The organism is Mucilaginibacter sp. MD40 (assembly GCF_002288635.1).
Lineage (GTDB): Bacteria > Bacteroidota > Bacteroidia > Sphingobacteriales > Sphingobacteriaceae > Mucilaginibacter.
Genome location: NZ_NRSW01000001.1, coordinates 2444039 through 2457726 on the forward strand (window position 1 = coordinate 2444039; position 13688 = coordinate 2457726).

The following is a 13688-nucleotide window of genomic DNA, read 5'->3' on the forward strand; positions in this document are numbered from 1 at the left end:
TTACCCTGCAATAAATTAAACAGTTGTTGCAGGGTATATAAGTAACCGGCGGGTGCCGGCTTGCTGCATTCCGTAATAATTAATAGGTAACTCCTGCGCGCTGGCCGTATGGGGTTTTACAGGTTAATAGCATTACTACAGTTATCAGCATAGTAAGCTCACCAAAACCGATCACACAAATTCTCTCTTTATGATTAAAACTTTACTTTTAAAAAAAAGTACGCTAACCAACTCTATACGCTCCATAAAGATAGTGGGCTTATTGGTTATGTTAATATGCACAGCAAGCAGGGGCTATGCACAGGTTTATTATGTATTAAATAGCGGTACGGGTAATACCACTAACGCGGTAAATGCATTAAAGAGAATTGACTATAACGGCAGTAACGAAACAACGGTTACCAGCAGCATCCCCAACCCGGTACTTGTGGAGGTTGACGCGCCGAACAACCGGATATTTACGTATAACGGTTTTTTAGGCAGCAGAACCATCAATGTGGTCGACATGACGTCGGGATCGGTTATTAACCAGATCAGTTTGCCCTCGGCTATCAATACAACCGGCTATTCTGTTGGCGCCATTAAATACGACCCCATAAACAACTGGGTTTATTACACAACCAACACCGGCAAAGGTACTGCCGACGCCATGAACGCTATTTACCGCTCCAAGCCCGACGGTAGCCAAAACGCGGCCTTAGCAACCAGTGTAGCCCTTTTTCCGGTATACCTGGCGCTGGATATCCCTAATAACCGTGTTTTTATTTACGAGGGTATTTTTAGCGGCCGTAAATTTTTAACGTTCGATTTAAATTCAAATACCGTAACAGGCAACGCGCCCGTAAGCAATATTGTAACAGCGATGGCTTATGATAAGCTGAGTGATAATATCTATTATACCACCAGTGATAATAACCCCGCGGCTACTACAGATAATGATGCTTTAAGGAAAATAAAACCTGGTGGCAGCGGGGGAGAAGTAGTAGTAAAAGCAAGTTTATTTAAAAGCCCGCAATACCTGGCTTTGGACGCCGGCAATAACCGCGCTTTTGTTTACGAGGGTTACATAGGCTCGTCAACCACCATAAGGTTAGATGATACAGGTATATTTTCGGTAGACCTGAGTTCAGGCAGTACCACACAGATACTTAACCACGTTAACCTGCAAAACACGCCAACTTACTATCGTGTAAATGGCATATACGCGGCGGCTGCACCAGTTCTATCTACCACAACAGCAACTAGTATTACTTCGGCGGCGGCCACCATAGCAGGTTCTGTTACACGCAGCGACGGGGCTGTTACAGAAAAGGGTATCCTGTACAGTACCAGCAACAGCACACCGCTGCTCAACGCCAATGGTGTTACAAAAGCTACTAACGGAACCGGTACCGGTAATATCTCTGTTAATTTAACCGGGCTTAACAGCAATACAACCTACTATGCGCGTACCTATGCCATAAGCGCGGCAGGTACCACCTATGGCAATGTTATCAACTTTAACACGCTCGCGTCAAACAATGCCTCATTAACTAATTACACCATCAGTTCAGGAACATTAGATCCTGCGTTTTCATCAAACACTACCAGTTACACCGTTTCTGTACCTAACAGTGTAACCGCTATAACCTTTACACCTGCGCTCCCAACCGGTGCAAGCGCAAAAGTAAATAACACGCCAACAGGCGGGGCAGGGCAGCCCGCGTCGGCAAGTATCAGCTTATCAACCGGCTTAAATGTAGTTACTACAGTGGTAACCGCCCAGGATGGTACAACCACCCAAACCTACGCCATCAACGTAACCCGGGCAAAAGCCGATCAAACACTTAGCTTTTCGGGCTTCCCGGCAAAAAGTTATGGCGACGCCGACTTTGTTAGCGGTTTTACTGCCAGCAGCGGCCTGCCTGTTACCTATACCAGCAGTAACCCTGCTGTAGTAACTATTGTAAATAACCAGTTCCATATAACAGGAGCGGGTTCTACCAATATTACTGCCTATCAGGCTGGCGATGCCAACACTAACGCGGTAACTTCAGCTGCGCAAACGCTTACTGTTTCGCCAAAGGCGATCACACTAACTGCCGACGGTAAAAGTAAAGTTTACGGAGCAACCGACCCTGCACTTACCTATACCACAACTGGGCTTATCACTGGCGATGCCTTAACCGGATCGTTATCCAGGGATGCCGGTGAGAACGCGGGCAATTACACCATTAACCAGGGTACACTTAACAATACCAACAACCCGAATTATAACATCAGCTATACAGGCAACAGCCTTACGATAGTTAAAAAGGATATTGATATTACGATTGATACGGTTACCAAGGTTTATGGTGACGCGGACCCTGCCTTTGTATACCATCTGAATACGCCGCTTTTATTTACCGGCGATAAAATAGTTGGCAGCCCGGCCCGTAACGCTGGAGAAAGCGTTGGCTTTTATAACATCAGTAAGGGAACGCTGGCCATTGCCAATGATTCTTATACCGTTGACCAGAATAATTACAACTTTATCATACATGCAAACGTGCTGCAAATAACCCCGGCAACTTTGAATGTTAATGCTGATAATAAATCAAAAACGTTTAACCATCCTAACCCGCCGCTTACCTACCAGATATCGGGCTTTAAAAATGGCGACACCGAGGCTGTGTTCAGCACGCCTGTATCTATAAGCACCAACGCCACAGACAGCTCACCTGTTGGCACGTATGAAATATTTATAGGTAATGCTGTTGACCCTAACTATACCTTTAATTATACCAATGGGACGTTAACTATTAATCCACCACCCAATAATGCCAACCTTGCATCTATCAGTACCGATGTAGGTACACTAACCCCTGCGTTTAACCAGGATAGTACCAATTACACGGTATCTGTTGCCGATGGTGTAAACCAGATAAATATCACCCCAACGCTGAGCGATACAAGGGCCTCGGTACAGGTAAATTATATACCTGCTACATCAGGAACATCGTCTGCAGTAGCTATTTACCCGGGAGATAACATGATACCTGTACAAGTAACTGCCCAGGATGGCACCACAACCAAGGTTTATAACATTAATGTTAAAGCGCCGCTTGATAAGAACGCCAATCTGTCATCAGTAAATTTCTATGATGGTGAAACACCTGTACCTTCATCTTATAACGCACAAACACATAACTACAGCGTTGCAGTACCTTACCAGACCAATTACATCAAAATTGTTCCGCAAACAGCTTCAGCAAACGCCATTGTAACTATCAATAACATCCCTTACCAGGGTGTATATGGTACTGCTTTACAACCGGGCGCCAACATTTTCAACGTTGTTGTTTATGCGCAGGACAGGGCATACCAGCAAACTTATACCATTACCGTTAACAGGGCGCTTTCTTCAAACAACAACCTCGCCACTTTGGTAATTAACCAAACCAACCTGGTGCCATTATTCAACCCTGCGGTAACCAGCTATACCGCTTCGGTAGCCGGTAGTACAAGCTCTGTAGATATCAGCGCGAGTACAGCGGATACTACGGCCGGTTTAACCATTAACAACCAGCCAATAGCCAATAACGTTATCAAAAATATTACCCTTATTGGTGGTGATAATATCGTTACCATCAGGGCTACCGCCGCCAATGGCGATACGAAGGATTATACAATTACCATCAACCGCGCGCAATCAACCGACGCTACCTTATCTAACCTGACAACTGACGGTGGTTCACTTTCACCAGCATTCAGTCCGTCGGTTACCGCTTACACTCAAACCGTAGCAATTACAAAAACATCCATAAACATTACACCCACCGCTAATGCCGCAACAAGTTTAATTACGGTAAACGGCACCGGTGTTACCAGCGGTAACCCTATTAACTTGCCTTTAAACTATGGCTTAAACACATCAACCATAGTGGTTACTGCTGAAAGTGGCGCCACACAAACTTATACCATAAGTACAACCAGGCCAGAGCCATCAGCCAACAGTAATCTGGCCAGTATAGTGGTAACACCATCATCTATTTTAACGCAAACCATACCGGGCAGCTATGTAACTTCTGTTTCATCATCAACCAGCAGCATTAAACTTACCTTAAATACCGCTGACCCTAACGCAAGTATAAAAGTAAACGGTGTGAGCCTGGCAAATGGCATATTATCAGATCCCATCGCGCTTAGCAGCAACAGTACCTTAATAACGATTGTTACAACGGCACAAAATGGAACCGCCAAACGCACCTACCAGATCACCGTTAACAAAACCGGCTCAAGTAACGCCGAGGTGACAGATATCAAGCTAACTCCATCTTCGGCGCTTAGCCTGATCAGTAAGGACAACTACAATACATCTGTAAGTAGCAGTATCAGCAGCGTAAAGCTTACGCTTACTGCTGCTGATGATAATGCATCGCTAAAAGTTAATGGCATGGCGGTTACCAGCGGTACAATATCAGACCCGATAGCCTTAACTGGTGCAAGTACGGTGCTGAATATTGTTTCAACCGCCGAAGATGGCACCACCACCCGTAATTATAGCGTAACGGTAAATAAAACAGGTTCAAGCGATGCAAATATTGCCAGCCTGAATATTACCCCGGCCGCGGTGCTGTTAAAAACATCGGCCGGTAATTACCAGGCTAACGTCAGTACGTTGGTTAATAGTGTAAAAGTTACTGCCTTACCGGTGTCTCCAAGTGCCACCGTTAAAGTTAATGGTACGGTGGTGGCAAACGGCTCATCATCAAATGATATACCGCTAAACGGCTACGCAACCTTAATTAACATTGTAACTACCGCCGAAGATGGTGTAACAACCAGAACCTTTACCATTACGGTAATTAAGACGGGCTCAAATATCACATCGTTAGCAAACATATCGTTAACCCCGGCGTCTATGCTCACGCTTAGTTCTAACAGTTCTTTTGTTACTAACTACACTTCATCAGTTGCTAATAATGTAGATAGCATTAAAATAGCAGCTACACTTACCGACCCTAACGGGAGCCTGAAAGTCAACGGCACACCAATATCGAGCGGGGCTTTATCGAACGCCCTGGGCTTTGTTAACAACAGCGCCTATATAGCTATTGAAGTAACTGCTGAAGATGGGTCAACCACCCATACTTATACCATTACTGTAAACAAAAGGGGATCCAGCAACGCCAATATAAGCGATTTGGTTATGGTGCCCGGGGTAACGCTAACACAAACATTTCCCGGTAATTATTCGGCTTCGGTAAACTCAAGCCTCAACAGCGTTCAGCTTAAAGCTAAAACAGAGGATGCCAACGCCACTATACAAATTAATGGCAACCCGGTAATTAGCGGTGTAATAACTGATCCGATAGCTTTAACCGGCAGCAGTACAGTATTAAATATCATTTCTACAGCACAGGATGGCATCACTAAGCGCACATACGCCATTACCGTTAACAAAAACGGCTCAAGCAACGCAAACATGTCCAGTTTGGCGGTTAATCCGACGGGAACGCTAACCCTTGTTTCCGCAGGTAATTACAGCACAACGGCAGCACCTGCACAAGCCAGTGTACAGGTAGCGGCCATACCTTCTGATAGCAATGCTTCTATAACCATCAACGGAATAGCTACCGCCAACGGCGTGCCATCAGCGCCAATTGCGTTAAACGCGACCAGTACATTATTATCTATTGTAGTTACAGCAGAAGACGGGATTACCACACGCACCTTTACCATAACTGTTAACAAAGCGCCAAACACCCTTATGGCTACACGACAGGAAATAAGAATGCTGGCCCCTAAAACCGCTGCATCTTTTGCACCTGCTGATGTTGTAGTACACCCGGCCGTATCACCTAATGGCGACGGATCAAATGATTTTCTCACAATTGAAGGACTGTCTGATGTTTCGGGCAGCAAGTTGTCTATCATGAACGCGGCGGGTAACCTGGTTTATGAAACCAAAAACTATGGCAAGAACGGCAATGTGTTTGACGGCCATGACCGCGGCGGCTCCATGCTTAGATCCGGCACTTATTATTACGCGCTGGAATACACCACCGGGAATGAAACCAAGCGCAAAACCGGTTACCTGGTACTTAAATATTAAACCACAGAAAGATAAAGTGAAGAAGGTATTTCAACTCATCATATTCATAAGCCTGCTGCCATGCGGTGGCAGGCTTTTAGCTCAGCAACAGCAAATATTCAGCTATAGTCAGTATGCCGATAATCTGATACCGGTTAACCCGGCTTACTCTTTACTGGATAAGGCGGGCTCCATCAACCTGATGGGCAAAAAGCAATTTGTTGGTATCGACGGTGCACCTACCAGCTTGATGTTCAGCGGTAGTTTGCCCATTGAATCGATAGGAGGCTCGGCCGGTATATTTGTACTGAACGACCAGGTGGCTATTGAAAAGCAGTTAGAAGTAAACGCGTTTTTCGCGAAGAGCATACAGCTTTCGGCTAATGATTACCTCGCAGTGTCACTTAATGCGGGTATTAGGAATTACAATGCTAACTACTCGTCGCTGGATGCATATGACCCGCAATTCAGGGACGATGTGCGTGAAACATCGCCCAACCTGGGGTTCGGTATCATGTTCTACAGCAGTAAGTATTACCTTGGCTTCTCTTTACCCGAACTTACTATACGCAGTTTAGGTACGGCATCGGTACAGCAGGCCAATTACCTAAAAAACCATTACTATTTTACAGGTGCTTACCTGGCTACACTGAGTGACGATGTAAAGTTTAAACCATCTACACTCGTCTCTTATGTAAAAGGTTCGGATATACTGGCAGACATAACAGGCACGTTTTATCTGAAAGAGCAAATAGGGCTGGGGGCTAACTATCGCACCAATAAGCGTGGTTCAGGTATTATCTCTATTATTGGCGATAACTACAAAATTGGATATGCCTACCAGTTTGGCACTTCATCAAACAATCTCGGCGGTTTTAACGCGGTGGTACATGAGGTTAGTTTGGGTTACCGTTTTGGTAAAACCATCGAAAGGAAGTTACTTTAACCGTATGATATGATATGCTACTTAGATGTCGCTTTTCAGGAGCAGATCGTTCTTATGCTTTGAGGGTATTTTATGCCTTAATAGCATGTAAATAAAAGCAAGTACAGCTACTACGCCGCTGGCATACATAATAAATGGCACCTTACTGATCACATCCTGATATAACCAGCCCGAAATAAGCGCGCCGAGGCCAATACCTGCTTCCAATGAAATATACATGGTAGCCATTGCCTTACCACGGTGATCGGGGTGGCTCATATCAACCGTCCAAGCATTGAGGGCGGGAGAGAGGATACCCGTCGCTACACCATAAATAACACCACCCGCCATAAAGCCGGTAATAGTGGTAGAAAAACCGATAACAAACAAGGCTAATATAAGTAAAACCAGCCCGGCGTTAATGACCGCTATACGGCCATATTTATCTGACACCCTGCCCGCGATAAAACGGATAACTAATGATGCGACGGTAAATACCATAAAAAACAAACCTTTGTTTACGATACCGAGGTGCTGGCTCCAATCAGGTATTACAGTAAGGATAGCCCCATAAGCTACATATGCTAACAGCGTTACTACCGCAGCGGGCAATACTTCCACAGCTATAATATCCTTACGGGATATTTTTAAGACGGATAATTTGAATGCTTTTTTGTCCTTAAGCGTTTCCTTCATGTTCATGAGTATGGCGATTGACATGAGCGCAAACAACGAAGACGTATAAAATAAAGCGTTAAGCGAAAACCCGAGCCTTATGGTACTGCCAATTGCAGGCCCGATGGCCAGCCCGGTACTAAAGCACAGACCATGCAAGCCCAGCGCTTCGCCCCAGCGCTCCCTTGGTACAATATCGGCTACGTAAGCTGCTGTGGCCGTAGGCTTAAAACCAGTTGAAAAGCCATGCAACAGCCTCAGAAATAAAAAACCGGCTACCGTACTTAATATGGGGTATAAAAAGCCGCAAATAAAGCAAACTATTGAACCTACGGCCATTACCGGCACACGGCCCAGCGTATCAGTAAGTCGCCCGCTAAAAGGGCGGGAGATACCCGCGGTTAAGGTAAACAAAGCAATGATGAGGCCTTTATGTTCGGCACCGCCCAGGCTGGAAAGATAGCCAGGCAGCTCAGGAATAAGCATGTTAAAGCTGCAGGAAAACAGGAAAGAGCTTAAGCAAACAAGGGCAAAATGTAAATTATAAATAGGGTTTGCCTTATCGGCCATGTTTTTTATTATTGGTATGGTTGGCGGGTTGGGCCAGGGCCTTTTTTATAATTGGCTGCAAAGCGTTTTCCATGATGGTATAACCTGCGACATTGGGGTGTACGCCATCCTCGGCAAGCGCGGCCTGCATGCCATTTCTGTCGTCCTTCATCAGGGAATGATAGTCAACATAGTACATGTTGTTTTTAGCAGCGAAGGTTTTGAGCATATTGTTAATTGCTACAATTTTCCCGGCGGGTTCAATACCTTTCTTCCATGGGTAGTCGTACACCGGCAATATCGAACTTAGTATCACTTTTATATGGTAAACCTGTGCCAACTGCGCCATTGATATAATATTCCCGTAGATCTGTTCCAGCGTGGCGGGGCCGGTATTGCCCGCGATATCATTGGTACCAGCTAATATGGTTACAACAGCAGGTTTAAGGTCGATAACATCCTGCCTGAAACGTAGCAACATTTGTGGTGTAGTTTGCCCGCTGATACCACGATCAATGTAATTAGGATTATTTTCAAAAAAAACCGTGTGTTTGGTTTTCCAGAATTCGGTAATAGAGTTTCCCATAAACACCACGCGGTTAGCGGGATTGGATTCGGCCATTAAGCGGGCGTTGTCTGCCTGGTATTTAGCCAGGTTTGGCCAATCCTGCGCCTGGGCACCCAAAGCGGATAACAAAAATAATTTAACTGCAAAAAATAACTTTTTCATAACATAGGGTTCATCACTACCAAAAGTGGTATAAAATTTGCTTTTTTCAATACAAAATATAAACAATTGTGAGAGCGGATCATTTTAAAGAGCATTTAAACAGCCTGAGAGAACAAAGCAGTAAATTAAACGAAGCTTTGTCCGAGTTTAAATCTAATTACCATACACTCCAGTTTGGGCTGCAAAGACTTGAAAATGAACTCCGTAAATCAAGAGATATGTTTGAGCAGATGACGCTTGGTACCATCGAGGATACACAAATTATACAATTAACATCAAATAAAGAGGATAACGCTGACAGGCAACTTACCGCCTAATACATGTATAATTAAAAAAAGGACAGCTATCCGGTAATCAGATAGCTGTTCTTTTTTTGCTCTAATTTTTTTCAATACGTTTCTACAACCTGATTTACAATGGGTGTTAGTTGGGTAACCACAATTTCGGTTTTATAACGTTTAATATTCTCTTCATCTACCCACATTTTGGTTTGTATCTTACCTACTATGTGCAGCAGATCATTTTTCTTAATTTCAATATTTTGAATATCAGCCAGGTTTTTATCCACTATTAAATTATGTAGCTCTACGTGTTCAACCGGTTCCGAGTTCTTTTGTATTCGTTCCACCGTTTTTAAAGTGAAGCAGATATTTTCTGCTTTGGCGGTTTTGTGTAAACGTGGGCTGCTTTCTATATGCCCGAGTAAAAATACTTTGTTAATACCTGAATTATTATACATAGGTAAATAAGTGTAAGTAAAAATTTACTAAAAATTACAAACGCGTAATTATACAACTATTATGTTTAAAAAGGAGTGAAATTTTTAAATATATTTCTTATTAATACCAATAAATAACCAATAGTTTTAATAAATAACTTTCAAAAAAACAAGGCGATGTGCGTAAATTCAGTATTCAGAAATTATTTGAAGAGTACATGTCTGACAGGAGAGTGCGAGATACTTATTTGAGCATATTCTCCAAACAAACTATTTATTTTATATAAGCGGGCAAAGCATGGAAAATGAATATAGGCAATTAAATGTTGCAGACCAATAATCAACCAATAGCAGTACGCCTATTTGCTTTAAAACAGGCGTACGGCTACTTATTTATGCACCTATTGTACCTGTTTTAACTTCGCCTGCACGGGTATAGTTGGCAAATATCACACCTCCGGGCGTTATGGTACTCTCAGCTAAGGTAAATGCCGCAGCAGAAATTTCATCACTAAATAGCTTTTTACCGCTACCTAATACAACAGGATATATTTTAAGCCATAACTCATCGGCCAGTTGATGTTTCAATAATAAATGCACAAGCTGGCTGCTTCCCCACACTATGATATGGCCACCTTCAGTTTCCTTAATTTTACGGATATCTTCTACAGTATTAATAAAGATAGTATTTTGCCAGTCAGAACTTTCCCTGGTGGTTGATAATACATATTTAGTAACCTCATTGATGCCCGGCCAGTGATCGGCATGCTGCGGCCAGTAGCTTTCAAAAATATCAAAGGTTTTGCGGCCTAAAAGCAAATCGGCAGGTTGCATTTGTTTTTGCATTGCTTCACCCGATATTTCATCGCCGTACGGGGCCGACCATCCACCGTAAGCAAAGCCTCCTTCGCGGTCTTCATCAGGGCCGCCAGGCGCCTGCATAACGCCATCCAATGACATAAATGCCGAAATAATAATCTTTCTCATATGGTTATGCGTAATAATTGCCAATTAGTTATTCAATACAAATGTGCAGCATTAACAAGTTGATGACGATAGCCATTTCGGACAAACTACAGGGCAGAATACGACAGACTAAACCTTTAAGAATTTTAATTAAAATATGAGTACTATGGAGCCGCATATGATGAGCAATGCGCCAAGCGCGGTTTTAACAGTAAGTGATTCGCCAAGAAATAATACCGAAAATATAATAGCGAGCGCCACGCTCAATTTATCAACCGGGGCAACCTTTGATACCTGTCCGATCTGCAATGCCTTAAAATAAAATATCCACGAAAGCCCGGTAGCAATTCCGGAAAGCCCTATAAAAAGTAGGTTATGTCTTGTTAAAGAGGGTAGGGATGCTGTGCTGCCACGAAAAATGGCTATTCCCCAGGCAACTACCAAAATCACTACTGTGCGTAAAGCCGTAGCCAGATCAGAATCAACTCCTTTAATGCCAATCTTGGCAAAGATGGCCGTTAACGCCGCAAACAGCGCCGAAAGCAATGCATATATCCACCACATACCCATTTTGTTTACGCATTATACGTATTTATCTTAATAGTGTTTGTGGTAGATTATATTTAATCAATGTAATGAGTATTCAATACCCGGATTCGGCTATGTGTTTTTTCACGATTATATCCTTACCGGTTTATGGTACCATTTAAGGCTGGCATATAGAAATAGGATAGAGCTAAAATATTTATTACAGCATATGCCCACAACTACTTGATAAGTTTTTTATTGTATCAATTAGCTTGGTGGCATCTGGCTGCTTTTGAACAAATGTATCAGCACCATCTTTAATGATCTGTTTATGTACATCGCTATTTGTTAATGAAGAATGTGCAATTATTTGCAAATAAGGCCATGCCTGTTTTAAATATCTTACCACTTCAAAACCGTTCATTACCGGCATTTCAATATCAACAATAACAATTTGGGGATGGGTTGACATGGCTTGTAATTGAGTTATCCCCAACAAACCATTATCTGCGGCGAGCACAATGGCTATACCTGCGCGTTTTAATTGCATGGCCATTATCTTGCTATAAAACGCGTCGTCGTCAATAATGGCAACGGTTATTAAATTATTTGCTCCCTTGAAATTCATTAACAATGCCGGGCTGGTGATTATTTATTTTTTTATACCATGCAGAAAACGTACTGCTTTTTTTAAATCCCAAATCTGAAGCTATTTCCTTGACTGTTTTTTCGCGCCCCCTGTATGAGGCCATTGCATAATTGATTTGTATGTTTCGGAAGTAATTCAGCGGGGTTATGCCATAGGTTTCCTTAAAATCTCTCTTAAGCTTAGATACGGATATATTACAGTCTGACGCCAGTTTATATATCCCCGGAAAGCTCTCCGAAAAATGTGCTTCAAGTATCTTAGCGGCTTTTAACATGGCATAGTTGCTATTATTTTCGCGATCGTTACTCATAACGTTTTTTTCAATCAATGAGCATCTTAAAAAAAATGTAGTAAGCCCATATACTGCACTAAAAAGAGAGGCGCGATAATGGTACCTACCACGCTCATAACGCAGGATGTTAAAAAGGCGGTTTTGCAGGAAAAGCTCTGCCTTTGCCGTCCCTCTCGCCTCATTTAATGAAATATCTTTTGTAGAAGTAATATTTTCACTTTTTCCGGTTAGTGCCTTAATAAAACCATCGGTATAAATAAGCCGGCAACATTTTACCACGGTACCTGCTTTAAGGTAAATCTCATAAGAAGCATTAGGATCAAAAAAAACGACCTGGTTATCAGCCCAGTTAATATCTTTTCCATTTTTATACCCTATCTTTTTTGACCCCGAAATAAAGTTTACCGAGTATAATTTGGCTTTGTTTTTCGGCATAAAGTGATAACGGGTATTTTGTTTAGCTTTAATTTCTAACGCGATCATCCAAAATCCATCTTCTATCTTTTCATAAAATATTTCGGATGATACGTATTCCTCATTTAAGTAAAAATGCCCTTTAGTGACCAGGCCAGGTACCGTACTATGCCTTCCATAATAACGTAGGTAGGTAAGAGGCTCAACTCGTTTTAAATTAACGTCCCGCCATCTGGTTAACAAGGTCATTATAATTAATTTTCAACACAGGTGCAGTTATACTGTATTATTGCCATTGTTTAAACCAGCGGGTGTTTTGGAGATATTAAATCTCCCCGGATGCCTTATATATCTTGGGCGTAAACACCGGTAACAATAGTATTTTTTAACAGAAGGGAAAAAGAGCTTCATAAAAACCGATCGGCGTATTCTGTAGAGTTGGTTCCCACATATGTTGCACTCGGGACTGAAGGATGGAGCGGCTAATTTTGACGAGTTAAAACTGTTTTCCATACAATTAATAAAGGATGGACAATTTTAAACAAAATAAGAATAAATGATAGGTCCAAAAGTTCCCAAATAAGCTCTTTTAATGTCAAAAAAGCCGATTATGGTATTTATTGGCCAGGGGAACGAGCAGATTAAACTTAAAGCAAAGTTTTACATACAGTTAAACCCACAAATACGTAAGAAAGGTTTGTTAAATAAAAAAGCCCTGCCGGTTTGGCAAGGCTTTTTTTCGTTTGGAGGTGACCCCGGAGAGATTCGAACTCTCGACCCAATGATTAAGAGTCATTTGCTCTACCAGCTGAGCTACGGAGTCGTTGTGGTGTTTGATAACGCTTCAATAAGTAAAGCGGGTTGCAAATATACAATTGCTTAAGCTAACTCCAGAAAAAATAATGCAGCTTTTTTATCGCGGCAGATCTTTCCGGATATACTTATGGTATAAATATTCGGCATAACCCACGCTGATATAATCAGGGAATTTCCAGGCAGGGTAGTACTTTCTTTTAATATATTTAAGAAAACTGAAAAACACTACGCCAGCTATAAGCAATAAAGCAAAGCCTAATATTATAGTGCCGAAAACCGTGATAATATTCATAGGTATTTAATAAGGTTATATCCGGCTAAATTATTCATTACTAAAGAAATAAAAAGGCCTGTTGATAAATATTCTT

11 protein-coding genes and 1 tRNA gene are annotated in these 13688 nt (G+C 42.3%); 3 read left to right on the forward strand and 9 right to left on the reverse strand.

Going from position 1 to position 13688, the window contains the following annotated elements:
- The first annotated feature begins 190 nt into the window (after positions 1-190).
- Positions 191-6079, forward strand: a complete 5889-nt coding sequence (locus CKK33_RS10990) for an S-layer family protein (protein WP_095704153.1) — start codon at positions 191-193, stop codon at positions 6077-6079.
- Complete coding sequence (locus tag CKK33_RS10995) at positions 6036-7004, forward strand: PorP/SprF family type IX secretion system membrane protein (RefSeq protein WP_158223425.1); 969 nt, start codon at positions 6036-6038, stop codon at positions 7002-7004. Before CKK33_RS10990 ends, CKK33_RS10995 begins: the two co-directional genes overlap by 44 nt.
- A 21-nt stretch (positions 7005-7025) precedes the next feature.
- On the opposite strand, the gene CKK33_RS11000 is transcribed toward CKK33_RS10995, so the two are convergent.
- Together CKK33_RS11000 and CKK33_RS11005 are read right to left on the reverse strand one after the other, a co-directional pair.
- Entirely contained in the window at positions 7026-8228 is a 1203-nt protein-coding gene (locus CKK33_RS11000) for an MFS transporter (RefSeq protein ID WP_095704155.1), read from the reverse strand.
- On the reverse strand, positions 8218-8937 hold the full coding sequence (locus CKK33_RS11005; protein ID WP_095705826.1) for an SGNH/GDSL hydrolase family protein: 720 nt from the start codon (positions 8935-8937) through the stop codon (positions 8218-8220). The genes CKK33_RS11000 and CKK33_RS11005 overlap by 11 nt, the downstream gene beginning before the upstream one ends.
- A gap of 68 nt (positions 8938-9005) precedes the next feature.
- On the opposite strand from CKK33_RS11005, the gene CKK33_RS11010 reads away from it, so the two are divergent.
- The gene (locus CKK33_RS11010; RefSeq protein WP_095704156.1) at positions 9006-9254 is read left to right on the forward strand and encodes a hypothetical protein; all 249 of its coding nucleotides are present in this window, start codon (positions 9006-9008) and stop codon (positions 9252-9254) included.
- Positions 9255-9325: 71 nt separating this feature from the next.
- On the opposite strand, the gene CKK33_RS11015 is transcribed toward CKK33_RS11010, so the two are convergent.
- From CKK33_RS11015 to CKK33_RS11045, 7 genes are all read right to left on the reverse strand, one after another.
- Positions 9326-9676: a single-stranded DNA-binding protein gene (locus CKK33_RS11015; protein WP_095704157.1), complete on the reverse strand. Its 351-nt coding sequence runs from the start codon at positions 9674-9676 to the stop codon at positions 9326-9328.
- 372 nt (positions 9677-10048) lie between these two features.
- A complete protein-coding gene (locus CKK33_RS11020; protein WP_095705827.1) occupies positions 10049-10642 on the reverse strand; it encodes a dihydrofolate reductase family protein in 594 nt (197 codons plus the stop codon).
- Between the two features lie 129 nt (positions 10643-10771).
- A complete protein-coding gene (locus CKK33_RS11025; protein ID WP_095705828.1) occupies positions 10772-11185 on the reverse strand; it encodes an EamA family transporter in 414 nt (137 codons plus the stop codon).
- A gap of 184 nt (positions 11186-11369) precedes the next feature.
- A complete protein-coding gene (locus CKK33_RS11030; protein ID WP_095704158.1) occupies positions 11370-11777 on the reverse strand; it encodes a response regulator transcription factor in 408 nt (135 codons plus the stop codon).
- The gene (locus tag CKK33_RS11035; RefSeq protein ID WP_095704159.1) at positions 11755-12753 is read right to left on the reverse strand and encodes an AraC family transcriptional regulator; all 999 of its coding nucleotides are present in this window, start codon (positions 12751-12753) and stop codon (positions 11755-11757) included. The genes CKK33_RS11030 and CKK33_RS11035 overlap by 23 nt, the downstream gene beginning before the upstream one ends.
- 501 nt (positions 12754-13254) lie before the next feature.
- A tRNA-Lys gene (locus tag CKK33_RS11040) sits at positions 13255-13327 on the reverse strand.
- A gap of 90 nt (positions 13328-13417) precedes the next feature.
- Complete coding sequence (locus CKK33_RS11045; protein ID WP_095704160.1) at positions 13418-13612, reverse strand: hypothetical protein; 195 nt, start codon at positions 13610-13612, stop codon at positions 13418-13420.
- Between the last annotated feature and the right edge of the window lie 76 nt (positions 13613-13688).